A 22,588-nucleotide genomic window follows, 5' to 3' on the forward strand; every position below is an offset into this window, starting at 1 on the left:
GCTATGAAGCAATTTGTCGTCAATCTTTTACATCGCATGCCTGTGCTGCTTATTATCGTCATTGAGGCTTCAATGGTGTATACAGCAACTTCTGTTGCAAAAGTAGCTTTTAGCCAATTGGATCCTCTGTATGCAGTGTGGTATCGAGTAGGATTTATGACATTGTTGCTTTTGGCTTGGAGAAGACCATTTTCTCGCAGCAAACGTAGTCTTTTACCAAAAACGCTACGAGAATGGGGGATTGTTGCAGCTGTTGGCGTGTCGTTAGTTGCTATGAACACTATGTTCTATGTTGCTATTAGTTGCATGGCTGTTGGCGTTGCGGTAACCATAGAATTCATAGGCCCCTTGCTTGTAGCTGTTATTACAGGTCATGAATGGCGAGAGCGTGTGGGAATTGTGATTGCTGTTTGTGGCATTATGCTGTTAGCTAGTGCTTCTATACATAGTTCAGTAAGCCCACATTTTCTAATTGGGTTATTCGCCATTCTTGTTGGCGGTTCAATGTGGGGTCTATATATTGTTTCAGGTCGCATGTTGGCAAAAAGTTCACACGCTATTGATCGTGTAAGTGTTGCAGCTCTTATTGGTTGGCTGCTGCAGTCTGTTGTTCTTGCTGTTCCTGCAGTGCAGCATGTTATTTCGCCTAAACCAGAAGCTACTTGGGCTGCTCGCCCTGGTGGTTCTTTTGCTTTACTTGCGTTAATGTTGGTTATTGCAATATGCGCTTCTTTCTTCCCAACTTTGCTTGATCAGGTTTTATTGAAACGTGTTACTTCTGCAAAATACTCTGTTATGCAAGCGTTGTATCCTGCGATCGCGGTTATTATTGGAATGGGATTTGGTGAAATTCCAACATTGACTGATATTGCAGGAATAATTCTTGTTATGTTTGCTGTAGTCGTAACGTTTTCTGGAGATCATAATCCTGTGTAGCACTGGATATTGTTATATTAATGTTATCTTAAAGTGTGTCGCCAAGCTTGTTTACAGTCCTTAAGAGGTGCTATAGTGTCAATCTGTTGCTGTTATGTACAGTAAACAAGTGGAGTCATGCCTGAGTGGCCGATAGGGGCACCCTGCTAAGGTGTTAGTCGTGTAAGCGGCTCGAGAGTTCGAATCTCTCTGACTCCGCGGGTTACTCCGGATTGCTTTTCGCGGTCCGGAGTTTTTGTTTTTGTTTTATCAATTACGTATAGAAAACGTGCAGTATGCAATTAAAATACGCTTATTTTACACTTTAGAAATAAAAAATAATATATCAAAAGAAGAAATTGTGGATTTGTGAATAGCTCCGTAATTTTACTCAAGCTTTTAACCACAATAGTAAAAAAATATTTACTCATACTTTCTTTAAGCTCATAGTTGACTCATGAATGCTTATTAAAAGTGTTCAAAATAATATTTAAAGGGTTGGGCTAAAGGAGATTTTTATGAAAAAGTATGGAGGGAAGCATAATAGTGCTCGTAGCGATAACAATATGCGCGCTAGTATGAAACGTAAAACTATTCGTAGTCTGTCAGCATTTTTTGCTTCTATTTTTGTAATTCCTGCTATATTCTGCACGCAGTCAGCTTTAGGTTATTATGATGAACCTGGTGTATTTTATAAGGTTTCAGACAAAATAGAATGGCTTAAAGATCATACTCTTCGCACAAAGCTTGGTCCTACACCAAGTTATTGGGGCAAGAAACATATATCTTATTGTATTGAATCAAGTGTAGATTTTGGTCGCTCATCAGGTGATTGGAAGCAAGAACTCGACAAAGATTATCGCATTGCTGCAGAAATGATAAAAACTTCTAGTAATAATGACGATTTGCTTACTCAAACATCTATAGCTTTCGCAATGCACGATCATTTTGATCTTAAAAAAGATGAGTGGAAAAGAGCTGTAGATAATGGTTTTGAAAAAATCTCTACTGAGGATTTGAAAAAAACATCTAAGAAATTGTGGGAAGAAGCCGAAAATAATACTCCTATGAACTTAGACGTTAATCAAGAGTATACTTCAGGAAAGCATGCTGGAGTTGTGCATGTAAGGGTGAAAAATATCAAGGGCTATGCTCTTAAAGATGTTCCTATTAGGCTTGAATCTGAAGATGCTTTAGTTGAGTTTAATGATGGTAAACAATCTGTTGAATTAAAGTCAAAAGATGAAGTAGTGAATATTCCTTGGAGTTCTAAGAGGAATGGTACTGCCATCGTTAAAATTGGATTTTTAGCTCCTAAAGCTGAAAGATATTATTCACCTGAATATCAAGACGAGATACGTTCCATAAACGATGCTGAATATAGTGAAAAACTTGCTTTCGGAGTAAAAGACAGTTTCCAGCCGACTCTTACTTCAAAAGTTGCAAAACATGAGCTGCATGTGGGCGAGAAGGTTGATAGCACGGTAACCAGTGGAGTGTTGGCAAAAGATAGTTGGTTAAATGGAGTTACTTTGCGTGCCCAAGGATATTATTTCGTTGGATCTGCTAAAGATATTTTGCAAATTAGGCAACGTAACAATGGCGAATCTGCAGTTCAATACCTGAAACGTATTAGAGCTTTGCCAGATTTGCGACAGGTTGCTGCAGCAAAAGCTGACTTTTCTAAAGCTAACGAAAGTGTGAATGCTAAGGCTAAACGCGCAAATGGCGATATTAGTGCATCAGATTTGAAGGAAGCTGAAGATTACAAAGTCGCTGATAATGAAGCTGGTCTTTTTGGCACATGGGTTTGGATTATTTCTCGTGATGCGCAGAAAAAAGAAGATGCAGATAAATTAGATGATGAAGTTGTGAAAGTATTTGGTTCTGCAGATTCTACTTCTGTATACCAAGCAACTATAAGTTCTGATGTTGTTACAAAGCAGAAAATTGTTGGTATTGGCACAGAAATTGTTAGTGAAATCACTGTAAGAGGTCTTCCGGAAACATATGGATCGTTTAAAGGTAATGAAACATATGGTTTTAATGCCGACAAGAAGGCACACATTCGCGTTTGGTGGGCTGGAGAAGGCAGTGAAAAAAGCACTAAAAAAGATAATGAAAAATATATGCCGGGATCTAAAGGTGAAGCAGCCGAGCAAGAGCCAAAAGAAGATGCGCATCATCATTTAATTGGTAATTGGGAGGTTCCAGCAGTAAATGGAGTTTATAAGGTTGGTAATGGAAGCATTACAATGCGCCCTATTGCTGGAGTCAATAAATCTTCTTCGGATCCGAAAGTTTTGAAAGATAATGTGCATATTCGCGCTAACAAAAATAGTGAGTCAGGATGGTATGTGTTTGTTTATGATTTTCCTGGTTCTTCGCGCGCTTTAGCTCATAAATCTGCGTATAACGGATTGTGGAGTCGTGCCTTAGTTGAACCGAATGTTTTAACTACTCCTGTATCTGTTACAACTAGAGTAAGCGATGAAAAGGTTAAGGCTGGTGAAAAGTTCCACGATAATGCTCGTATTACTGGCACGTTGCCAAAAGGCAGTTACGTAGTGTTTAGTGCATACGAGTATGAAGATGGTAAGGAAAATAAGAGCGATTGTGACGGAGCTAAATGTAACGATGCTAAGAATGGCGACGCTAAGAATAGTGAAACTAAAAATAGCGGTACAAAAAACAGTAATTCTGAAACTAAGGAAACTAAGGAAGCTAAAGAAACTAAAGAAACTAAGGAAACTGCAATATCTGTTGAAATTGAGAAAAAAATGCCTCAATCTCGCGTAAATATTACAGATAAGCAGGCTGAAGAAAGTAAGAAGTCTTCTATTTCTGTAAGTTCTGCAGATATTACATTAGATCATGAAGGAACTATTTATTGGAAAGCTGAAGTTTACGATGCTCAGGGTAATCCTTTAGCAACTCATGTATTGGGTGTAGAAGGAGAGACTGTGCAAGTTTCCGGCGGCGAGGATCGTTCTAAGAATGATAAGAATGATGGAAATGATGAGCATGATGCAAATGATGAGAAAAATGAAGAAACTTTGAGTAATGAAACTGATGAAAAAAATAGTAATGAAAATAAGGAGAATGGTAAAGAAAGCAAAGAAAAAGTAGAAGAAAATCATAGTAAAACTGGTAGTGATGAAACGGTTAACAGTGATGATTTAACTGATTCAAAAAATGATGGGAACGATCATACTTCCAATCAACATGTCGGTACGAATAGCAACGAAAATGCTAGTAAGAATTATGCTAATCAAAGTAATACAATTCCAACATCGCTTGCTGTTACTGGCGCTTCTTCGGTAACTGTGATACTTCTTGCTGTTATTATGTTAACCTTTGCTTCAGGTTTATCGTTAGGTCGTTTTTCAGCTATAGTTCCTAAACATGGGAGAATGTCTACTGGGGCACGGCATAGCGAAATTCCTCCAATGAGGCGTAGATTAGTGCAATAATATGTTTTGATATAGAATATTTGACGCGTTAGTCTATTGAGATCTTTTTGAAGTAGATTAACGCGTCATTTTGCAATAAATAATACGATGATGCATAATATAGATACAACGATTTATTGTATTAATTTGTATATGATGTTATAACCTTTGTGTGGTTATGTAATTGATAAATCGGAGTAACGATGAAAAGTTATGATATTGATAAAGAAAAACTGATAGTACGCATGCATCGAGTACAAGGTCAGCTTGCAGCAGTCAATACTATGATTGAAAACGATGCGAAGTGTCAAGATGTTCTTATGCAGCTTTCCGCTGCAACTGCTGCTTTACATTCTTTAGCAGTGATAGTGGCAAGGGAACATGTCAATAAAGAAATACATGAATCTGTAAAAATTGGTACCGAAGGAGGTGCCGATGCAGCAATGGAAGATATTTCTGGTATCATTGACAGGTTATTGCGTTACGAAAAAGCGTAGTATTGGTAGTATCTAGTGATTAATTCGCATAATATTCTGCACACTGTTCGTCAATTGCAATCGCAGCCTTTCGAGGCTTCTTTCGTAGAGAAAAAATCAGAGTTTATTGGATGTATTTGTCATATTGACAATCTTGACGATGCTGTGGAATTTATGCAATCAGTGCGTTTTAAGAATCCTAAAGCTCGTCATGTTGCTTATGCTGCAATTTGTGGCTCATCGAAAGCTCAATTGCGTGAGCGCATGAGTGACGATGGTGAGCCAACTGGGACAGCAGGAAAACCAATATTAGATGTACTTAGATCGTCAAATTTAACAGATTGTGTAGTAACAGTAACGCGATATTTTGGCGGTATTTTGCTTGGAGCTGGTGGTCTAACCAGAGCTTATGCGCGTGCAGCAAGTATGGCAGTAGAATCTGCGCAAATAGTTGATATTATTACGTGCACTCGTTTTACTTGCAAGTTGCAATATCAACAATTGCGAATGTTGCAGCATATTGTAAGGCAAATGGAAGGCATAATTGACAACGAAATTTATGGTGCTGAAATTTCTCTTAATATTGCTATTCCAACTTTAAAATCACAAGAATTTCTTGATATGGTTCAGAATGCTTTTTCTGGAAGCGTTGTGCCGGAAGCAGATGGTACTCTAAGTAATAAGCTGATAGATACTAAGCGTTAAAGGTGATTTCATGGAAAAGACTAATGAAAAAACAAACACTACTGACGATTCATCTTATGAACCTTTAACTGCTGTATATGAGCATTTACGACATAGCGAAGATTCAGCTGAGCTTCATGAATTTGCTAGGAGAGAATTACCGGATCGATCAGATCAAGCGGCATTTTCTAGAGCCACTTCCTTGCTTGAAGCAGTTGCAGGTAATATCAATACTCCAGAAGAAGACCGTATTTATTTAGCTACAGAAATGCCTTTTCCAAACATATTAGTGAAACTTTCTGAAGATTCTGCTGATAAAGTGCGTTTGGCTGTTGCTGAAAATAAAAATGCTAAAAATTGGTTAGTTGGAAGACTTACTAAAGATTCATGTAATGCAGTTCGAAATGCTGCATTATGCAATCCAAAAGCTTCTTGGAAAATGCGTTTAGAGGGTGCGCAATCGGATGGCATAAGTGCTGAAACATTGAAATATTTGGCCTCCCTTGGTGTTAGTGCAGAAGAAAACGCTCCAACTGTATTAGCTTCCATGGTACGAAGAGCTGTTGCGTTAAATCCTGGTGTTCCACAAAATGTGCTGCAAGAATTATGTAACGATAAATCTGAAGATGTATCATCAGCGGCGCGCAGTCGTTGCTAACGCGAATAATGGAGCGTATGGATAATACAACAGATGAAGAAGTAGCAATGAAGCCATTACACCGTCTTGCTGAATTAATGGGCGTTGGCGTGAGTTTTATTGGTTCAGATAATCAAAAACACGAGATTCAAGATAACGTATTAGTTTCGGTTTTAGGCGCATTAGGCGTGGACGCTTCGACCAATGAGGCAATAGAAAAATCTACAAACGACGTTTTAGCGTATCGACATGGACGCATTATTGCGCCAACTATTTTGCACACTGTTGGCAAATGTGATGAAGTTACAGTTAATACGGGAATATTAGAATACCCAGTTGCAACATTGACATTGGAAAATGGTGAACAATATAAAGGCGATTTAACTATTGTTCCTAACGAAAATGATGTTGCATACCCTGTAAATGGAAAATTTGTTGCAACATCTCTTATAAAAATTCCTGAAGATGTGCCAATGGGTTATCACACATTGCGTGTGACGGTTGGTGAGCGTCAAGAAGAGGCAACACTTATTAGTGCTCCAGAAAGCATTGATACGCTTAATTCCTTGGAACCAAATGGAGAACAGCTTTGGGGATGGATGGCACAACTTTACTCAATCCGTTCTTCAAAGTCTTGGGGCGTTGGTGATTTTGCTGATTTGGCGACTCTTCTTACTGAAGCTAAGCAAAAAACTGGTGCTGACTTTGTGCTAATAAACCCAATGCATGCAGGTGAGCCTATAACTCCGCTTACTCCATCTCCATACCTGCCGGTTGCTCGAGGAATGGTAAATGTAACGTATATTCGCCCAGAAAGTATTCCTGAGTACGAAACGTTAAACGATAAAACTCGCAAAGAAATTGAAAAGCTTCATGGACAGGTTGAGCCGCTTAACAATGACGCGCAAATAATAGACCGTGATTCCATGTGGCGTGTAAAAATGCGTGCATTGTGGCTGATTTTCAAGGCTGGTATGTCTGAAACTCGCGCTCGCGTTTTTAATGAGTTTAAGCAGGAGATGGGTGACAGGCTTGAATCTTATGCTACTTGGTGCTTGTGCTATGACAAGTGGGGTGCTCCAAAGGGTGACGATTGCTGGGAGAGGACTCTTACTAAGGATTCTGATCAAGTTCGCGAATTAGCTAATCGTTTCCCAGATACTCTTGAGTTTTATCGTTGGCTTGAGTGGGTTGCTTTTACGCAATTGCATGATGCTCAAGTTGCTGCTCGTAACGCTGGTATGAAAATCGGCATTATGTCTGATATGGCTGTTGGCGTGCATCCTGCAGGATCTGAAGTTTGGTGGAATCCAGAGCGATTTGCTAACGGAGCTACTGTTGGTGCTCCGCCTGATTACTTCAATCAGCAAGGTCAAGATTGGTCTCAGCCACCTTTGCATCCATTTGAGCTTGAGCGTACTGGTTTTAAAACATACCGAGATATGGTTCATGGAATGTTTGCTTCAGCAGGCGCTGTTCGCATCGACCATATTCTTGGACTTTTCCGCTTATGGTGGATTCCAGAAGGTTCAGCTCCAAGTGGCGGTGCTTATGTTTACTACGATGCTGATATTATGCTTGGCATTTTGGCAATTGAAGCCGCTCGCGCTCACGGTGTAGTTGTTGGCGAAGATTTGGGTGTTTTGCCTGCAAATGCTTTGGAAGTGTTGCGCAAGAAGGCTGTGCTTGGTTGCACGGTTGAATGGTTCGAAGAGCGTGACGGCGAATTCCGCACTCCAGACAAGTGGCGCGAAATGACGCTTGCATCTGTAAATACGCATGATTTGCCTCCTGCTGCCGGCTATTTGCGCTATGAACAGGTTAATATTCGTGAGCGTTTGCACTTGCTTACTGGTTCTGTTGAAGAATTCCGCGCTGGCGCTGAGGCAGAGCATCGCGCTATGATGCGAATGTTGGTCAAAGGTGGTTATTTGGATGCTCAGTTGCTTGAAGATGAGGATGCTCATACTCAGGAGATTATTGAGGCATTGTATCGCGCTTTGAAGGATGCTCCTTCGCGTTTGCTTGCTGCTTCTTTGGTTGATGCAGTTGGAGAGTATCGTACGCAAAATCAGCCTGGAACGAATGACGAGTATCCAAATTGGCGTATTCCGTTAGCTGATGGTGAAGGCAATCCTGTGTCTTTGGACAATATGTTTGATTTGCCTAGAGTGCGGTCGCTTTCAGCAATTATGAACGCGTGACGTTTTGCGATTCGTTTTGCGATTCGTTTTGCGATTCGTTTTGTAATTCGTTTTGTAATTCGTCGCAGCCTTATATAAAATATACATTTGCAAGTAGTCGCCACTTGGCGATATACTTGCAGATTGTTGTGTTTCCCTAAGGGGTCCTTCAAAGCGCTTTTCCCACTCGCCATCGAGGACTTTCAGGGAGCCCACGGATTATGAGTAAAATATTTTCTATAAACCAAGAAAATATACGCTCGAAACACAATAGAGAAAAGGTACGATTGTGAAGACTTTCACACCGAAACCAGCAGATTTAACTCATGACTGGTACATCATCGATGCCACTGACGTGGTACTTGGTCGTTTGGCCTCTCAGGTAGCAATCTTGCTGCGTGGTAAGAATAAGCCAACGTTTGCTCCTCATGCTGATTCTGGCAATCACGTTATTATTATTAACGCTGAAAAGATTGCTTTGACTGGCAATAAGTTGAGCAAGGAACTGTATTCCCACTCTGGTCGTCCAGGCGGCCTTCGTCGTGATAGCTATGCAGAGCTTTTGGAGAGGAATCCAAAGCGTATTATCATGACTGCCGTTAAGGGCATGCTTCCAAAGAATCGTCTTGCTAAGGTGCAGCTTGACCGTCTTCGTGTGTTCACCGGCGCTGAGCATCCGCACACTTCGCAGAAGCCACAGGTCTTCGAGATCGCTCAGGTCTCTCAGCAGGCTAAGTGAGATCAAGGAGAATAGATATGGCAGAAAATAACAACTCCGCGGTTCTTGAGAACGAAGAAGAACTGACTAGCTACACCACTGAAACCAATGCTGGTGCAGGCACTGGTACTTCCGCCATCGAGCCAGGCTATGGCACTGGTCGTCGTAAGGAAGCTGTTGCTCGCGTGCGCTTGGTTCCTGGCTCCGGCAAGTGGACTATCAATGGTCGCACTTTGGAGGAGTACTTCCCATCTCGTTTGTTGCAGCGCGAAGTGAATTCACCAATCGTGTTGCTCAAGCTTGAAGGCAAGTTTGATGTTGTAGTCCTCGTTGACGGTGGTGGTACCACTGGTCAAGCTGGTGCTATTCGTTTGGGTGTTGCTCGTGCATTGAATGCTATCGATCGCGATGCAAACCGTGTTGCTTTGAAGAAGGCTGGCTTCTTGACCCGCGACGCTCGCGTTGTGGAACGCAAGAAGGCTGGTTTGCACAAGGCACGTCGTGCACCTCAGTTCTCGAAGCGTTAAGTTTCGCGAATTTATATTTGCAAATGGCTCCTGGTTTTGCTGGGAGCCATTTTTTGTATTTTTTATTATTTATTAAATTAAATTAAATTTGTTGAGTAAATGTTATAAATAGTGTGCAACTAGCCGTTAAAATTGACATTCTAGAAAAATTTATCTATTAATCGAACATAAATTATTACAAATAAGAACAAATAACGAACAATAGAGGATAAAGCTCGCTCATAAATAGCGCAACTCGCTCCAAAGATGCGAAAGTACAGCAAAGAGGCTAAATTGTGACTTGTATCACATATTTAGCGGTGAATACTAAATTAGTCTGCTCATAAGTCTATTGGTACCGCTGGTGGAACTATCGAGGAGGATACTCATGGTTGAGGCACAACACCAAGCCGAGACTGGCAAAACTGCTAGTGCTGATGACGTTGCGTTAGCTGCTCAAAATGAAGTTGATCAACTTGTTGAAAAAGCAACTGTCGCTTTGAATGAGTTTGAGAAGCTTAATCAGCAGCAAATCGATCATATTGTTGCTAAAGCTTCAGTGGCAGCGTTGAATAAACATTTGGTTCTTGCAAAGATGGCTGTCGATGAAACAGGCCGTGGCTTAGTAGAAGACAAAGCTACAAAAAATATCTTTGCATGCGAACATATTACGCATTATCTAGCAGGTCAAAAAACAGTTGGTATTATTCGCGAGGACGATGTTCTCGGAATTGACGAAATAGCTGAACCGGTTGGTATTGTTGCAGGCGTAACTCCAGTTACTAACCCAACTTCTACAGCTATTTTTAAGTCGCTTATTGCACTTAAGACTCGTTGTCCAATTATTTTTGGATTCCATCCTTTTGCGCAAAAGTGCTCTTCTGAAGCAGCTCGAATTGTTCGCGATGCTGCTGTGGCTGCTGGTGCGCCAAAAGATTGCATTCAGTGGATTGAGCATCCTTCAATTGAAGCTACCGGTGCATTGATGAAACATCCAAAGATCGCAACTATTCTTGCAACAGGCGGTCCTGGAATGGTTAAGGCAGCGTATTCTTCAGGAAAACCTGCTCTTGGTGTGGGTGCAGGAAATGCTCCTGCATATGTCGATAGTGACGTTGATATTGTGCGCGCTGCAAACGATTTGATTCTTTCAAAGCATTTTGATTACGGAATGATTTGTGCAACAGAGCAAGCAATTATTGCGCATAAGGATGTGTATGAGCCATTACTTCGCGAATTGAAGCGCAGGAAAGCATATTTTGTTAATGCTGACGAAAAAGCTAAGCTTGAACAATATATGTTTGGATGCACTGCATATTCTGGAAATACACCAAAACTTAATTCCGTTGTTCCTGGTAAGTCTCCGCAATATATTGCACACGAAGCTGGATTTGAAATTCCAGAAGATGCTGTGATTTTGGTTGCAGAGTGCAAAGAAGTTGGCGAAATGGAGCCGCTTACTATGGAAAAGCTAGCTCCTGTACACGCAATGCTTCGTGCAGAAAATAAGGAACAAGGCTTCAAGATGTGCGAGCAGATGCTTGTACATGGAGCTGGTCACACTGCTGTAATTCACACAAATAATCAAGATCTTGTGCGCGAATATGGTGTCCGCATGCATGCTTGCAGAATTGTTTGGAATTCTCCTGGATCTCTTGGTGGTGTTGGAGACATTTACAACGCGATTGCTCCTTCACTTACTCTTGGATGCGGATCTTATGGTGGAAATTCCGTTTCCGGCAACGTACAAGCTATAAATCTTCTTAATATTAAGCGTATTGCACGAAGGAATAATAATATGCAATGGTTCAAGATTCCGGCTAAAACTTATTTTGAGCCGAATGCTATTCGTTATTTGAGGGATATGTACGGCGTTGAGCGCGCAGTTATTGTGTGCGATAAGGTTATGGAGCAACTTGGCGTAGTCGATAAGATTGTTGATCAGCTTCGTGCTCGAGATAATCGCGTTAGCTTCCGTATTATTGATTACGTTGAGCCTGAGCCAAGCGTTGAAACAGTTGAGCGAGGGGCTGCAATGATGCGTGACGAATTCCAGCCAGACACAATTATTGCTGTTGGTGGTGGTTCGCCAATGGATGCTTCTAAGATTATGTGGCTTATGTATGAGCATCCGGAGATTTCTTTCGCTGATTTGCGAGAAAAGTTCTTCGATATTCGTAAGCGCGCATTTAAGATTCCGCCTCTTGGCAGCAAAGCTAAGCTTGTTTGCATACCAACTTCTTCCGGAACTGGTTCTGAAGTTACGCCTTACGCTGTTATTACAGATCACAAGACTGGATACAAGTATCCTATTACGGACTACGCTTTGACTCCAACGGTCGCAATAGTCGATCCTGTTTTGGCTCGTACGCAGCCGCGTCGATTGGCATGTGATTCTGGTTTTGATGCCTTAACTCATGCTATGGAAGCTTATGTTTCTGTTTACGCAAATGATTTTACGGATGCTATGGCTTTGCATGCTTCGAAACTTATTTGGGAAAATCTCAACGATTCTGTGAATTGCGAAGATTCTCAGCGCAAGGTTGAAGCGCAAGAAAAAATGCATAATGCAGCTACTATGGCTGGAATGGCGTTTGGTTCTGCATTCTTAGGAATGTGCCACGCTATGGCTCATACTATTGGTGCTTTGTGCCACGTTGTACACGGTCATACAAACGCAATTTTGCTGCCTTACGTTATTCGCTATAACGGTCAAATTCCGCAAGAGCCAACTAGCTGGCCAAAGTACAACCGCTATATTGCTCTTGAGAGATATCAGGAGATCGCTAAGAATCTCGGTGTAGATCCTGGTAAAACCCCTGAAGAAGGCGTTGAAAATCTTGCTCGTGCTGTTGAAGAGTATCGAAATGAAAAGCTTGGAATGGACGCTTCGTTTAAGGCTTGTGGCGTAGACGAAGCGTACTACTGGTCGATACTTGACAATATTGGCATGCGTGCTTACGAAGATCAGTGTGCGCCTGCAAATCCTCGTATTCCGCAAATTGAGGATATGAAGGATATTGCTATTGCTGCATATTATGGTGTTTCTCAAGAAGAAGGCCATCGTATGCGTTTGGAGCGTGAAGCGGCGTAATTATTTGCGTATTTAGTTAATAATGGCAGAAGCTCAACTAATTGTAGTTTCTGCCATTTTTTGTTGGAAAATAGCCGACACGCCCGGTTTTTAATAATCGAAGGTTGATGGTTTAATTACTTAGTTGCCTGTTTTAAGGCTCGCATATTGTAATTAAAAAAAGCGAGCGCGGAAGCAAAAACTTTGAATCGAAATCTTTTTGTATGAATAGGTTTTTGATGCCGCGCACTGATGTGGAATTACCCTAGGGGTTTATTCTCGCCGGTGCCCTTGAATTCAGGTTGGTAAACAGTAAACGAATCGCTAGAAAGGGCGGACGGCAATGGCGGGACAGAAAATCCGCATCAGGCTTAAGTCCTATGACCATGAGGTCATCGACCAATCGGCGAAGAAAATCGTCGAGACGGTGACGAACGCGGGCGCCACAGTAGTGGGTCCGGTTCCTCTGCCGACCGAGAAGAACGTGTTTGTTGTTATCCGTTCTCCTCATAAATACAAGGATTCTCGCGAGCATTTCGAGATGCGCACTCATAAGCGCCTCATTGACATCGTAGATCCAACGCCAAAGGCTGTGGATTCTTTGATGCACATTGACCTGCCTGCGGATGTAAACATCGAGATCAAGCTGTAGGAAGGGGGAGAAAGTAATGTCGCAGAATAAGAATCGCACTGCATTGCTCGGCCGCAAGCTGGGTATGTCGCAGGTTTGGGATGAAAACGGCTTCTTCGTCCCCGTAACTCTGGTTGAAGTTGCTACTAACGTAGTTACCGCTGTAAAGACTGTAGAGTCTGACGGTTATTGCGCAGTACAGCTCGGTTATGGCCAGATTGATCCTACCAAGGTGACTAAGCCATTGGCTGGTCATTTTGCAAAGGCTGGTGTAACTCCTCGTCGTCACCTCGCTGAGGTGCGCACCGAGAACGCAGCAGATTATCAGCCAGGTCAGGAATTGACTGCTGAATTGTTCGCTGAGGGTTCTGAAGTAGATGTCACTGGCACTACCAAGGGTAAGGGCTTTGCTGGCACTATCAAGCGTTGGGGCTTCAAGTCCTATCGCCGTACTCACGGCTCGCACAAGAACGAACGTCGCCCAGGTTCTGTGGGCGCTTGCGCAACTCCAAGCCGCATTTTGAAGGGCAAGCGTATGGCTGGTCGCATGGGTCATGTGACTTCCACCGCGCTTAACCTCACAATCGTTTCTTCGGATGTCGAGAACGGCATTCTCGCTATTAAGGGCGCTGTTCCAGGTCCTAAGGGCGCAATCGTTCTCGTCCGTTCGGCAGTGAAGGGAGCCTGATAATTATGGCAAACGTAACTCTGAACGTCACTGATACTAAGGGCAATGCAAGCGGAACCGTTGAAGCTCCTGCTGAAATTTTCGGCATCTCCAACGAAGACGTTTTAGCTCACGGTCCACTGGTTCATCAGGTCGTAATCGCTCAGCTTGCTGCTGCTCGTCAGGGCACCCATGCTGTGAAGAATCGTGCTAATGTTTCCGGCGGCGGTAAGAAGCCATGGAAGCAGAAGGGCACCGGTCGTGCTCGCCAGGGTTCCATTCGTGCTCCTCAGTGGGTACATGGTGGCGTTGTTCACGGTCCAGTTCCTCGTAAGTACGATCAGCGCACCCCGAAGAAGATGAAGGCAGCTGCTCTTCGCTACGTTCTTTCGGATCGTGCAAATGCTGGACGTATTGCTGTAGTTGACTTTGGTATTAAGGATGTTCCATCCACCAAGACAGCTGTTGCAGCACTTACTCCTGTGACCAATAACCAATTCACTACTGTTGTTCTTTCTCGTGAGAACATCAATGAGTGGATGTCTGTACGCAACATTCCAACTGTTCACGTGATCTTCGCTGATCAGCTCAACACTTACGATGTTGTTACAGCTCAGTACGTCGTCTTCTCCAAGGAAGGCTTCGAAGCCTTCGTTGCTGCTAAGACCGAGCCTGTCGTTAAGGAGGCCTGATTTAAATGGTCGCAGTCCATAACCCAGCACATGACGTAATTCTTAAGCCAGTTGTTTCTGAAAAAAGTTACGCAGCTTCTGATCGTGGTCAGTACACTTTCGTAGTGGCTCCAGATGCTAACAAGGTTCAGATCAAGCAGGCTATCGAAGAAATCTTCAAGGTCAAGGTGACAAACGTTAACACTTTGAACCGCGCTGGCAAGTTGAAGCGCTCTCGCACCGGTTTCGGCCGTCGTGTGAACCAGAAGCGTGCTATTGTCACCGTGGCTGAAGGTCAAACGATTGACATCTTTGGTAACTGAAGGCTAGCCGAGAAAAGTAAAGGAATACTATATTATGGCTATCCGCGTTTATAAGCCGACGACTGCAGGCCGTCGTAACGCTTCGGTTTCGGATTTTGCCGAGATCACGCGTTCTACGCCTGAAAAGTCGCTGGTACGCAAACTCAGCAAGACTGGTGGTCGTAACTCTTACGGCCGCATGACTTCTCGCCATCGCGGCGGCGGTCACAAGCGTCAGTATCGTCTCATCGACTTCAAGCGTTGGGACAAGGATGGCGTGCCAGCAAAGGTCGCTCATATTGAGTATGACCCTAATCGTTCCGCTCGCATCGCTTTGTTGCATTACGCAGACGGTGAGAAGCGTTACATTATCGCTCCTGAAGGCGTTGCCCAGGGTGATGTTATTGAGACCGGCGCTCAGGCTGATATTAAGCCAGGCAACAACCTGCCTCTGAAGAATATCCCAACCGGTACCGTGGTTCACGCAATTGAACTTCGTCCACTTGGTGGTGCGAAGATTGCTCGTTCCGCTGGTGCCGCTGTTCAGCTCGTCGCTAAGGATGGTGCTTATGCGCAGTTGCGTATGCCGTCTGGCGAAATTCGTAACGTGGACGCTCGTTGCCGCGCTACTGTTGGCGAAGTAGGTAACTCCGATCACGCCAATATCGAGCTTGGTAAGGCAGGTCGCGCACGTTGGCTTGGTCGTAGACCAATCACCCGAGGCGAATCCATGAACCCTGTGGACCATCCACATGGTGGTCGCACCCGTGGTGGTAAGCCACCAGTTTCTCCATGGGGCAAGGGCGAGGTTCGTACACGTCGTCCAAAGAAGGCTTCGAACAAGATGATTGTTCGTCGTCGCCCGAATGGTAAGAACCGCAAGTAAGGGAGTGTCGAATAGATGACTCGTAGCATCAAGAAGGGCCCTTTCGTCGACGCCCACTTGCAGAAGAAAGTCGACGAGCAAAACGACAAGGGTACGCACAATGTCATTAAGACTTGGTCGCGTCGTTCGATGATCACTCCTGATTTCATTGGACACACCTTTGCCGTACATGATGGCCGCAAGCATGTGCCGGTATTCGTTACCGAAGCCATGGTTGGTCATAAGCTCGGTGAGTTCGCCCCGACCAAGACCTTTAAGGGTCACGTGAAGGACGACAAAAAGGCACGCCGCTAAAGGAGAGTTAGGACACATGGAAGCTAAAGCAATCGCTCGTCACGTTCGCGTGACGCCGCGCAAGGCTCGCCGCATGGTCGACCTCATCCGAGGCAAGCGTGCAAGCGAAGCTATTACCATTTTGAAGTTTGCTCCTCAGGACGCATCATTGCCGGTGCGCAAGGTTCTTGAAAGCGCGATCGCTAACGCTCGCGTTAAGGCTGAAAAAGCCGGTGAACCATTCCGTGAGCAGGACTTGGTCATCAAGGAAACCTATGTGGACGAGGGTGTAACGCTTAAGCGTTTCCGTGCTCGTGCACAGGGTCGCGCTGCGCGCATTAACAAGCGCACAAGCCATATCACTGTTATCGTCTCGCTTAAGGAAGGAGCCCGCTAAAGATGGGTCAGAAGATCAATCCTTTCGGCTATCGCCTGGGCATCACCGAGAATCATCGCTCTAAGTGGTTCTCTGACTCCAACAAAGCTGGCGAGCGTTATCGTGACTTCGTCCTTGAGGATGACAAGATTCGCAAGGAAATGAGCCATGACCTCGAGCGTGCTGGCGTATCTCGTATCGTTATCGAGCGCACTCGTGATCGCGTTCGTGTAGATATTCACACTGCTCGTCCGGGTATTATCATCGGTCGTCGTGGCGCTGAAGCTGAGCGCGTTCGCGCAAAGCTCGAGAAGCTCACAGGCAAGCAAGTACAGCTCAACATCTTCGAAGTGAAGAATGCTGCACTTGACGCTCAGTTGGTTGCTCAGGGAATTGCGGAGCAGTTGACAAACCGTGTTACATTCCGTCGTGCTATGCGTAAGGCACAGCAAGATGCAATGCGTGCAGGTGCCAAGGGTATCCGTATCAAGCTCTCCGGTCGCCTTGGTGGCGCCGAAATGAGCCGCTCTGAGTTCTATCGCGAGGGTCGCGTTCCACTGCAGACTCTTCGTGCCTTGATTGATTACGGCTTCTTTGAAGCTAAGACCACATACGGCCGTATCGGCGTAAAGGTCTGGATCTACAAGGGTGATATGACCGAGCGTGAGTTCGAAGAGCAGCAGGCTCAGCAGGGTAAGCGTGAAGGTCGTCGTGGTGGCGATCGTCGTCCACGTCGTGGCGCACGTCCTGCTAACCAGCAGAAGGCTGCTGAAGCACAGGCTGAAAAGCCAGCTGAAGCTGCAGCTGCTGAAGCTCCTGCCGCAACGGAAACGAAGGAGTGAGCAGATGCTTATCCCAAAGAGGACTAAATATCGTAAGCAGCACCGTCCTACCCGTAGCGGCATGTCTAAGGGTGGCACCGAGATCGCTTTCGGCGATTTTGGTATTCAGGCGCTGGCTCCGGCTTACATCACTAACCGACAGATCGAGGCAGCTCGTATCGCAATGACTCGCTACATTAAGCGTGGCGGTCGTGTGTGGATTACGATCTTCCCAGATCGTCCATTAACCAAGCACCCGCTTGGTGCGCGAATGGGTTCCGGTAAGGGTGCTCCAGAATTCTGGATTGCCAACATCCACCCAGGACGCGTAATGTTCGAGATCGGTGGTGTTTCTGAGGACATCGCTCGCGAGGCCTTGCGCCGCGCTATCGATAAGCTCCCAATGAAATGCCGTGTTATTGCGCGTGAAGGCGGTGACATCTGATGCCAGTCGGAACTGCAGACTACACCATCAAGAATTTGAACGAGAAGACAAATGCTGAGATCGAAGGCTTCTTGAAGAAGTCTAAGGAAGAGCTATTTAACTTGCGCTTCCAGGCAGCAACTGGTCAACTCGAAAACAGCGCTCGCCTCAAGGCGGTCAAGCACGACATTGCCAGGATGTATACTATCCTGCGTGAGCGTGAACTCGGCATCAGCCAAGAGCCTGGCGCCACTGAGGTCAAGGAGAAGTAAGCATGGCTGAGAACCAAGAGCGCAACTTCCGCAAGGTTCGTCGCGGCTACGTCGTGTCCGAGGCCATGGACAAGACAATCGCCGTTGAGCTGGAGCAGCGTTCGACACACCCGCTTTACGGTAAAGTCGTTCGCTCCACCCGCAAGGTCAAAGCCCATGATGAACACAATGAGGCACATATTGGCGACCTCGTGAGTATTATGGAAACTCGGCCACTGAGCAAGACCAAGCGTTGGCGTCTCGACTCGATTATCGAGCGCGCCAAGTAAACAAGTTCGGCAAGGCTCCGCGCTTCACCTGTGTCTGCTACTGTGGTAGACACAGGTGAGTGGGGAGAACCAGCTCGGCTAAGGAGAATCAATGATTCAGCAGGAAACGCGGCTTCATGTCGCCGACAACACGGGTGCTAAGGAGTTACTTGCCATCCGCGTGCTCGGTGGATCGAAGCGACGCTATGCCGGCATCGGCGACATCATCGTCGCCTCCGTCAAGGACGCGATCCCTGGCGGGTCGGTCAAGAAAGGCGACGTAGTTAAGGCTGTCGTCGTCCGTACTGTCAAGGAACATCGCCGTGTCGATGGTTCCTATATTAAGTTCGATGAGAACGCCGCCGTAATTCTCGGCTCCGGTCGTGAACCAAAAGGCACTCGTATCTTCGGACCAGTCGGTCGTGAATTGCGCGATCAGCGCTTCATGAAGATTGTGTCCCTTGCTCCGGAGGTGATCTGATATGGTAGCCAAGATTAAGTCCGGCGACCAGGTGAAGGTCATTCGCGGCAAGGATCGCGGTAAGGAAGGCAAAGTAGTTCGTGTACTAGCCGATGACCGTTTGATCGTAGAAGGCGTTCAGGTCGTTAAGAAGCACGTTCGCGCCACCCAGCAGGGTCAGCAGGCGGGCATTGTTTCGGTTGAGGCTCCAATCCATCGCTCTAATGTGATGGTTATTGATCCAGAGACCAAGCAGCCTACACGCGTTGGCGTGATTGTTAAGCAAGAGGCTCGTGACGGCAAGGTTAAGACCGTGCGCGTGCGTGTCGCCAAGAAGTCCGGAAAGGAGCTGGCATGACCGATACTACAGTTGAGTTGCCGGCAACTCCGCGCTTAAAGCAACAATACAAGGATGAAATCGTACCAGCCTTGGAGAAAGAATTCGGCCACACTAATCCTATGCAGGTGGCTCGCGTGCAGAAGGTTGTCGTCTCTATGGGCGTCGGCGCTGCAGCTCGTGATTCTAAGCTCATCGAAGGTGCGATTAAGGATCTCACTTTGATTGCCGGCCAGAAGCCAAAGGTAACTAAGGCAAAGAAGTCTGTCGCTCAGTTCCATTTGCGCGAAGGTCAGGCTATCGGTGCTTACGTAACTCTTCGTGGCGATCGTATGTGGGAATTCTTGGATCGTTTGCTCACTCTGGCTTTGCCTCGTATCCGCGATTTCCGTGGTATCAATGGCAACCAGTTTGACGGTCAGGGTAATTACAACTTTGGTCTTACGGAACAGTCTATGTTCCATGAGATCGATCCTGACTCGATTGATCATCAGCGTGGTATGGACATCACCGTGGTGACTACCACCAAGGACGATGTGGAGGCCAAGTCTTTGCTTAAGCACCTCGGTTTCCCATTCAAGGAGAACTGAAATGGCAAAAACCGCTCTGAAAAACAAGGCGGCCGCCAAGCCGAAGTTCAAGGTACGCGCTTATACGCGTTGCCAGGTTTGTGGTCGTCCTCACTCCGTGTATCGCAAGTTCGGTCTGTGCCGCATCTGCCTTCGTGAGAAGGCTCATCGCGGTGAGTTGCCGGGTGTTACGAAGTCCAGTTGGTAAATATCGACGCTGAAGGTCCACTGCTTGAAGACAAAGTTCTCATATAGAGGCGGTGGAAACCACGGCGAGAAAGGGCGTTAGCCCACATGACAATGACAGATCCAATCGCAGACATGTTGACACGTCTGCGTAATGCGAGCGCGGCAAAGCACGATACCGTGGAAATGCCGTACTCCAAATTCAAGGCGAATATCGCCGAGATTCTGAAGCACGAAGGCTATATTAAGGACTTCGCTGCTAAGGAAGCTAAGGTTGGACAGACGTTGGAAATTACGTTGAAGTATGGCTCCAATGGCCAGCGTTCTATCCAAGGCATCAAGCGCATTTCTAAGCCAGGCTTGCGTCGTTACGCAAAGTCTGATGCTTTGCCAATGCCTCTTGGTGGCCTCGGTATTGCTATTATCTCGACCAGCTCGGGATTGTTGACTCAGAAGGAATGCCTCGATCGAGGCATTGGCGGCGAAATCGTCGCCTACGTATGGTGAGAAAGGAGAGCTGAAGATGGCATCGCATATTGGTAAGCTCCCCGTCGACATTCCTGCAGGCGTGGAAGTAAAGATTGAAGGTCAGTCCTTCAGCGTCAAAGGCGCTAAGGGTTCTGATTCTTATGAAATTCCAGAGGGAATCACCGCAGCAGTCGCTGACAATCAGATTGTTCTGACTCCAGTTGACGATTTGCGCCCAACTCGTGCAAAGCATGGTTTGGCTCGCGCAATTGTTGCTTCTATGGTGAAGGGTGTGCATGACGGCTACACCAAGACTTTGGATATTGTCGGTACCGGTTATCGTGCAGTGATGAAGGGCAAGGGCATTGAGTTCTCGCTCGGTTATTCTCACACTATTACCGTTCAACCACCGGCAGGTATTGAGTTCGAGTTGCCAAATCCTAACCAGGTAATCGTAAAGGGCACCGATAAGCAGACTGTTGGTCAGGTTGCTGCTAACATTCGTAAGCTTCGTGCTCCAGAACCTTACAAGGGTAAGGGTATTAAGTACACCGATGAACGTATCCTGCGCAAGGCTGGAAAGGCTGGTAAGTGATATGAGCGTTAAGATTTTCGGTAAGGGTACCAAAGTCGCACGTTTGCGTCGTCACGCCCGTCTTCGTAAGCACATTGCCGGCACATCTGAACGTCCTCGTTTAGTTGTTTCCCGTTCTAACCGTCATATGGTTGCTCAGATTGTGGATGATACCAAGGGAATTACTTTGGTAAGCGCTTCCACTTTGACTGCTGACTTCGCTGGTTTCACTGGCACGAAGACTGAAGCTGCAACCAAGGTTGGCGAATTAGTAGCGGCTAAGGCGAAGGAAGCGGGTATCACCGCTGTAGTCTTCGACCGTGGCGGTAACAAATATCATGGTCGCGTCGCAGCAGTGGCTGAAGGCGCCCGTCAGGGAGGTCTGGCACTGTGAGCGACAACGAAAAGGAAACCCAAGTGGCTGAAGAAACTCAGAACACTCAGGCATCCGCTGAGGAGCGTAACGATGATCGTCGTTCTCGCCGTAACAAGGGCGAGGGTAAGCGCGGCGAACGTCGTAATCGTCGTGAAGAAAACCGTGGCGAAGAGCTTCTGGATCGCGTGGTTACTATTAACCGTGTTTCCAAGACCCACAAGGGTGGTCGTACCTTTAGCTTTGCAGCACTTGTTGTTGTTGGCGACGGTAAGGGCACTGTTGGTGTTGGTTACGGCAAGTCTCGCGAAGTTCCAGCTGCTATTGCTAAGGGTCAGCTTGACGCTAAGAAGCATATGTTCACTGTTCCACGCATTCGTGGTACCGTCACTCATCCAGTGCTCGGTCACGATGCTGCTGGTACTGTGTTGCTCCGTCCAGCTGCTCCAGGTACTGGTGTAATTGCTGGTGGTGCTGTGCGCGCTGTTATGGAATGCGCCGGCATTACGGACATCCTCACCAAGTCCATGGGCTCTGCAACTGCTGTAAACGTAGTGCGTGCTACTGTGGACGCTTTGAAGAAGCTCGAAGAGCCAGAAGAGATTTCTGCTCGTCGTGGTCTTTCTCTTGAGGAAGTCGCTCCTGATGCTTTGCTCCGTGAGCGTGCTGCCGGCATTGCCGAAGCTCGCAAGGCTCGCGAAGAAGTTCAGGCCGCCAAGGCATCTGAAGCAAAGGATGGTGAGTGATGTCAAATTTGAAGATCACTCTGGTGCATGGTTTAGTTCATACAACTGAGCGCCAGCGCGCGAATGTTCATACGCTCGGCCTTCATAAGATTGGTCACAGCGTAGTTCGCGAGGACACCCCCGTCAATCGTGGCTTGGTTATGGCCGTTCGCCACTTGGTGAGCGTCGAGGAGGTCGACTGATTATGGCTAACGAAGAACCAATGCTGCATATGCACACGTTGCGTCCAGCTCCAGGAGCTAAGAAGGATCGCATCCGTGTAGGTCGTGGTGAAGGCTCTAAGGGTAAGACCTCAGGTCGTGGTGATAAGGGCACAAAGAAGCGTTATCAGGTTCGTCCTGGCTTCGAAGGTGGCCAGCTCCCACTGTACATGCGCTTGCCTAAGTTGCGTGGCTTCAAGAGTCCTTTCAAGAAGGAATTCCAAGTCGTCAACGTTGCAGATCTTGCTGAACTTTTCCCAAAGGGTGGCGAGGTTACTGTAGCTGACCTTATTACTAAGGGCGCTGTACGTGATGGCTATCCTGTAAAGGTTCTTGGTGATGGTGAATTGACTGTTGCCTTGACTCTTAAGGGTATGAAAGCTTCTGCTTCTGCTAAGGCAAAGGTTGAGGCTGCCGGCGGCTCCATCAGCGAAGAGTAGTTAAAGGCTACTTAAAGCTT

General features: G+C 46.1%; 30 protein-coding genes and 1 tRNA gene. All 31 read left to right on the top strand.

Annotation, left to right across the window (positions count from 1 at the left end; translation table 11 throughout):
- The first annotated feature begins 3 nt into the window (after positions 1–3).
- The 31 genes from HXT50_RS05385 to rplO all read left to right on the top strand — a co-directional run bounded on the left by HXT50_RS05385 (position 4) and on the right by rplO (position 22,568).
- The gene (locus tag HXT50_RS05385; RefSeq protein ID WP_004105538.1) at positions 4–936 is read left to right on the top strand and encodes an EamA family transporter; all 933 of its coding nucleotides are present in this window, start codon (positions 4–6) and stop codon (positions 934–936) included.
- A 111-nt stretch (positions 937–1,047) separates the two neighbouring features.
- Positions 1,048–1,134: transfer RNA gene (locus HXT50_RS05390), tRNA-Ser, on the top strand.
- A 299-nt stretch (positions 1,135–1,433) separates the two neighbouring features.
- Positions 1,434–4,388, top strand: coding sequence for a peptidase (locus tag HXT50_RS05395; protein WP_421777102.1), 2,955 nt, complete (start codon positions 1,434–1,436; stop codon positions 4,386–4,388).
- A gap of 182 nt (positions 4,389–4,570) precedes the next feature.
- Entirely contained in the window at positions 4,571–4,864 is a 294-nt protein-coding gene (locus HXT50_RS05400; protein ID WP_004574096.1) for a metal-sensitive transcriptional regulator, read from the top strand.
- A 15-nt stretch (positions 4,865–4,879) separates the two neighbouring features.
- Complete coding sequence (locus HXT50_RS05405) at positions 4,880–5,548, top strand: YigZ family protein (RefSeq protein ID WP_421777103.1); 669 nt, start codon at positions 4,880–4,882, stop codon at positions 5,546–5,548.
- A gap of 10 nt (positions 5,549–5,558) precedes the next feature.
- On the top strand, positions 5,559–6,185 hold the full coding sequence (locus HXT50_RS05410) for a hypothetical protein (protein WP_004105530.1): 627 nt from the start codon (positions 5,559–5,561) through the stop codon (positions 6,183–6,185).
- An 8-nt stretch (positions 6,186–6,193) separates the two neighbouring features.
- On the top strand, positions 6,194–8,368 hold the full coding sequence (gene malQ / locus HXT50_RS05415; RefSeq protein WP_100209130.1) for a 4-alpha-glucanotransferase: 2,175 nt from the start codon (positions 6,194–6,196) through the stop codon (positions 8,366–8,368).
- A gap of 268 nt (positions 8,369–8,636) precedes the next feature.
- Positions 8,637–9,086, top strand: coding sequence for a 50S ribosomal protein L13 (rplM, locus tag HXT50_RS05420; protein ID WP_004574093.1), 450 nt, complete (start codon positions 8,637–8,639; stop codon positions 9,084–9,086).
- Between the two features lie 17 nt (positions 9,087–9,103).
- Positions 9,104–9,592, top strand: coding sequence for a 30S ribosomal protein S9 (gene rpsI / locus HXT50_RS05425; RefSeq protein WP_004105525.1), 489 nt, complete (start codon positions 9,104–9,106; stop codon positions 9,590–9,592).
- Between the two features lie 367 nt (positions 9,593–9,959).
- A complete protein-coding gene (gene adhE, locus HXT50_RS05430) occupies positions 9,960–12,665 on the top strand; it encodes a bifunctional acetaldehyde-CoA/alcohol dehydrogenase (protein ID WP_421777104.1) in 2,706 nt (901 codons plus the stop codon).
- 322 nt (positions 12,666–12,987) lie between these two features.
- A complete protein-coding gene (rpsJ, locus tag HXT50_RS05435) occupies positions 12,988–13,296 on the top strand; it encodes a 30S ribosomal protein S10 (RefSeq protein WP_003808013.1) in 309 nt (102 codons plus the stop codon).
- 16 nt (positions 13,297–13,312) lie between these two features.
- Entirely contained in the window at positions 13,313–13,963 is a 651-nt protein-coding gene (rplC, locus tag HXT50_RS05440; RefSeq protein WP_004105519.1) for a 50S ribosomal protein L3, read from the top strand.
- A 5-nt stretch (positions 13,964–13,968) separates the two neighbouring features.
- Positions 13,969–14,634: a 50S ribosomal protein L4 gene (gene rplD / locus HXT50_RS05445; protein ID WP_004105517.1), complete on the top strand. Its 666-nt coding sequence runs from the start codon at positions 13,969–13,971 to the stop codon at positions 14,632–14,634.
- A gap of 5 nt (positions 14,635–14,639) precedes the next feature.
- Entirely contained in the window at positions 14,640–14,936 is a 297-nt protein-coding gene (gene rplW / locus HXT50_RS05450) for a 50S ribosomal protein L23 (protein WP_004105515.1), read from the top strand.
- A gap of 34 nt (positions 14,937–14,970) precedes the next feature.
- Positions 14,971–15,801: a 50S ribosomal protein L2 gene (gene rplB, locus HXT50_RS05455; protein WP_004574091.1), complete on the top strand. Its 831-nt coding sequence runs from the start codon at positions 14,971–14,973 to the stop codon at positions 15,799–15,801.
- Positions 15,802–15,816: 15 nt separating this feature from the next.
- The gene (gene rpsS / locus HXT50_RS05460) at positions 15,817–16,095 is read left to right on the top strand and encodes a 30S ribosomal protein S19 (protein ID WP_004114357.1); all 279 of its coding nucleotides are present in this window, start codon (positions 15,817–15,819) and stop codon (positions 16,093–16,095) included.
- Positions 16,096–16,111: 16 nt separating this feature from the next.
- Entirely contained in the window at positions 16,112–16,471 is a 360-nt protein-coding gene (gene rplV / locus HXT50_RS05465) for a 50S ribosomal protein L22 (RefSeq protein WP_004105510.1), read from the top strand.
- A 2-nt stretch (positions 16,472–16,473) separates the two neighbouring features.
- Entirely contained in the window at positions 16,474–17,292 is an 819-nt protein-coding gene (rpsC, locus tag HXT50_RS05470; RefSeq protein WP_004574090.1) for a 30S ribosomal protein S3, read from the top strand.
- Between the two features lie 4 nt (positions 17,293–17,296).
- Complete coding sequence (gene rplP, locus HXT50_RS05475; protein WP_004109684.1) at positions 17,297–17,716, top strand: 50S ribosomal protein L16; 420 nt, start codon at positions 17,297–17,299, stop codon at positions 17,714–17,716.
- Positions 17,716–17,967, top strand: a complete 252-nt coding sequence (gene rpmC, locus HXT50_RS05480; RefSeq protein ID WP_004105502.1) for a 50S ribosomal protein L29 — start codon at positions 17,716–17,718, stop codon at positions 17,965–17,967. The genes rplP and rpmC overlap by 1 nt, the downstream gene beginning before the upstream one ends.
- Positions 17,968–17,969: 2 nt before the next feature.
- Complete coding sequence (rpsQ, locus tag HXT50_RS05485; RefSeq protein ID WP_004114365.1) at positions 17,970–18,236, top strand: 30S ribosomal protein S17; 267 nt, start codon at positions 17,970–17,972, stop codon at positions 18,234–18,236.
- 91 nt (positions 18,237–18,327) lie between these two features.
- A complete protein-coding gene (gene rplN / locus HXT50_RS05490) occupies positions 18,328–18,696 on the top strand; it encodes a 50S ribosomal protein L14 (RefSeq protein WP_004574089.1) in 369 nt (122 codons plus the stop codon).
- A 1-nt stretch (position 18,697) separates the two neighbouring features.
- Positions 18,698–19,033 carry a 50S ribosomal protein L24 gene (gene rplX, locus HXT50_RS05495; RefSeq protein ID WP_004105501.1) on the top strand — a complete coding sequence of 112 codons (336 nt, stop codon included), beginning with the start codon at positions 18,698–18,700 and terminating at the stop codon, positions 19,031–19,033.
- Positions 19,030–19,602: a 50S ribosomal protein L5 gene (rplE, locus tag HXT50_RS05500; RefSeq protein ID WP_004109679.1), complete on the top strand. Its 573-nt coding sequence runs from the start codon at positions 19,030–19,032 to the stop codon at positions 19,600–19,602. Before rplX ends, rplE begins: the two co-directional genes overlap by 4 nt.
- 1 nt (position 19,603) lies before the next feature.
- Entirely contained in the window at positions 19,604–19,789 is a 186-nt protein-coding gene (locus HXT50_RS05505; RefSeq protein ID WP_003808046.1) for a type Z 30S ribosomal protein S14, read from the top strand.
- Positions 19,790–19,875: 86 nt separating this feature from the next.
- A complete protein-coding gene (gene rpsH / locus HXT50_RS05510; protein ID WP_004105495.1) occupies positions 19,876–20,274 on the top strand; it encodes a 30S ribosomal protein S8 in 399 nt (132 codons plus the stop codon).
- Positions 20,275–20,290: 16 nt separating this feature from the next.
- The gene (rplF, locus tag HXT50_RS05515; RefSeq protein ID WP_004105494.1) at positions 20,291–20,830 is read left to right on the top strand and encodes a 50S ribosomal protein L6; all 540 of its coding nucleotides are present in this window, start codon (positions 20,291–20,293) and stop codon (positions 20,828–20,830) included.
- Between the two features lies 1 nt (position 20,831).
- A complete protein-coding gene (rplR, locus tag HXT50_RS05520) occupies positions 20,832–21,203 on the top strand; it encodes a 50S ribosomal protein L18 (RefSeq protein WP_004109670.1) in 372 nt (123 codons plus the stop codon).
- Entirely contained in the window at positions 21,200–21,928 is a 729-nt protein-coding gene (gene rpsE, locus HXT50_RS05525) for a 30S ribosomal protein S5 (protein ID WP_410295115.1), read from the top strand. The genes rplR and rpsE overlap by 4 nt, the downstream gene beginning before the upstream one ends.
- Positions 21,928–22,110 (top strand): 50S ribosomal protein L30, encoded by a 183-nt coding sequence (gene rpmD / locus HXT50_RS05530; RefSeq protein WP_004105491.1) that lies wholly within the window; start codon positions 21,928–21,930, stop codon positions 22,108–22,110. The genes rpsE and rpmD overlap by 1 nt, the downstream gene beginning before the upstream one ends.
- A 2-nt stretch (positions 22,111–22,112) precedes the next feature.
- Positions 22,113–22,568 (top strand): 50S ribosomal protein L15, encoded by a 456-nt coding sequence (gene rplO, locus HXT50_RS05535; RefSeq protein WP_004105490.1) that lies wholly within the window; start codon positions 22,113–22,115, stop codon positions 22,566–22,568.
- Positions 22,569–22,588 lie beyond the last annotated feature (20 nt).

The organism is Gardnerella sp. KA00243, from assembly GCF_049244105.1.
In the GTDB taxonomy this organism is placed as follows: Bacteria; Actinomycetota; Actinomycetes; order Actinomycetales; family Bifidobacteriaceae; genus Bifidobacterium; species Bifidobacterium leopoldii.

Excerpts from the sequence above, each read along its gene's own strand:
- HXT50_RS05385 (WP_004105538.1), top strand. The coding sequence starts at position 4 with ATGAAGCAATTTGTCGTCAATCTTTTACATCGCATGCCTGTGCTGCTT.
- HXT50_RS05395 (WP_421777102.1), top strand. The coding sequence starts at position 1,434 with ATGAAAAAGTATGGAGGGAAGCATAATAGTGCTCGTAGCGATAACAAT.
- HXT50_RS05400 (WP_004574096.1), top strand. The coding sequence starts at position 4,571 with ATGAAAAGTTATGATATTGATAAAGAAAAACTGATAGTACGCATGCAT.
- HXT50_RS05410 (WP_004105530.1), top strand. The coding sequence starts at position 5,559 with ATGGAAAAGACTAATGAAAAAACAAACACTACTGACGATTCATCTTAT.
- malQ (WP_100209130.1), top strand. The coding sequence starts at position 6,194 with ATGGAGCGTATGGATAATACAACAGATGAAGAAGTAGCAATGAAGCCA.
- rpsI (WP_004105525.1), top strand. The coding sequence starts at position 9,104 with ATGGCAGAAAATAACAACTCCGCGGTTCTTGAGAACGAAGAAGAACTG.
- adhE (WP_421777104.1), top strand. The coding sequence starts at position 9,960 with ATGGTTGAGGCACAACACCAAGCCGAGACTGGCAAAACTGCTAGTGCT.
- rpsJ (WP_003808013.1), top strand. The coding sequence starts at position 12,988 with ATGGCGGGACAGAAAATCCGCATCAGGCTTAAGTCCTATGACCATGAG.
- rplC (WP_004105519.1), top strand. The coding sequence starts at position 13,313 with ATGTCGCAGAATAAGAATCGCACTGCATTGCTCGGCCGCAAGCTGGGT.
- rplD (WP_004105517.1), top strand. The coding sequence starts at position 13,969 with ATGGCAAACGTAACTCTGAACGTCACTGATACTAAGGGCAATGCAAGC.
- rplW (WP_004105515.1), top strand. The coding sequence starts at position 14,640 with ATGGTCGCAGTCCATAACCCAGCACATGACGTAATTCTTAAGCCAGTT.
- rplB (WP_004574091.1), top strand. The coding sequence starts at position 14,971 with ATGGCTATCCGCGTTTATAAGCCGACGACTGCAGGCCGTCGTAACGCT.
- rpsS (WP_004114357.1), top strand. The coding sequence starts at position 15,817 with ATGACTCGTAGCATCAAGAAGGGCCCTTTCGTCGACGCCCACTTGCAG.
- rplV (WP_004105510.1), top strand. The coding sequence starts at position 16,112 with ATGGAAGCTAAAGCAATCGCTCGTCACGTTCGCGTGACGCCGCGCAAG.
- rpsC (WP_004574090.1), top strand. The coding sequence starts at position 16,474 with ATGGGTCAGAAGATCAATCCTTTCGGCTATCGCCTGGGCATCACCGAG.
- rplP (WP_004109684.1), top strand. The coding sequence starts at position 17,297 with ATGCTTATCCCAAAGAGGACTAAATATCGTAAGCAGCACCGTCCTACC.
- rpmC (WP_004105502.1), top strand. The coding sequence starts at position 17,716 with ATGCCAGTCGGAACTGCAGACTACACCATCAAGAATTTGAACGAGAAG.
- rpsQ (WP_004114365.1), top strand. The coding sequence starts at position 17,970 with ATGGCTGAGAACCAAGAGCGCAACTTCCGCAAGGTTCGTCGCGGCTAC.
- rplN (WP_004574089.1), top strand. The coding sequence starts at position 18,328 with ATGATTCAGCAGGAAACGCGGCTTCATGTCGCCGACAACACGGGTGCT.
- rplX (WP_004105501.1), top strand. The coding sequence starts at position 18,698 with ATGGTAGCCAAGATTAAGTCCGGCGACCAGGTGAAGGTCATTCGCGGC.
- rplE (WP_004109679.1), top strand. The coding sequence starts at position 19,030 with ATGACCGATACTACAGTTGAGTTGCCGGCAACTCCGCGCTTAAAGCAA.
- HXT50_RS05505 (WP_003808046.1), top strand. The coding sequence starts at position 19,604 with ATGGCAAAAACCGCTCTGAAAAACAAGGCGGCCGCCAAGCCGAAGTTC.
- rpsH (WP_004105495.1), top strand. The coding sequence starts at position 19,876 with ATGACAATGACAGATCCAATCGCAGACATGTTGACACGTCTGCGTAAT.
- rplF (WP_004105494.1), top strand. The coding sequence starts at position 20,291 with ATGGCATCGCATATTGGTAAGCTCCCCGTCGACATTCCTGCAGGCGTG.
- rplR (WP_004109670.1), top strand. The coding sequence starts at position 20,832 with ATGAGCGTTAAGATTTTCGGTAAGGGTACCAAAGTCGCACGTTTGCGT.
- rpmD (WP_004105491.1), top strand. The coding sequence starts at position 21,928 with ATGTCAAATTTGAAGATCACTCTGGTGCATGGTTTAGTTCATACAACT.
- rplO (WP_004105490.1), top strand. The coding sequence starts at position 22,113 with ATGGCTAACGAAGAACCAATGCTGCATATGCACACGTTGCGTCCAGCT.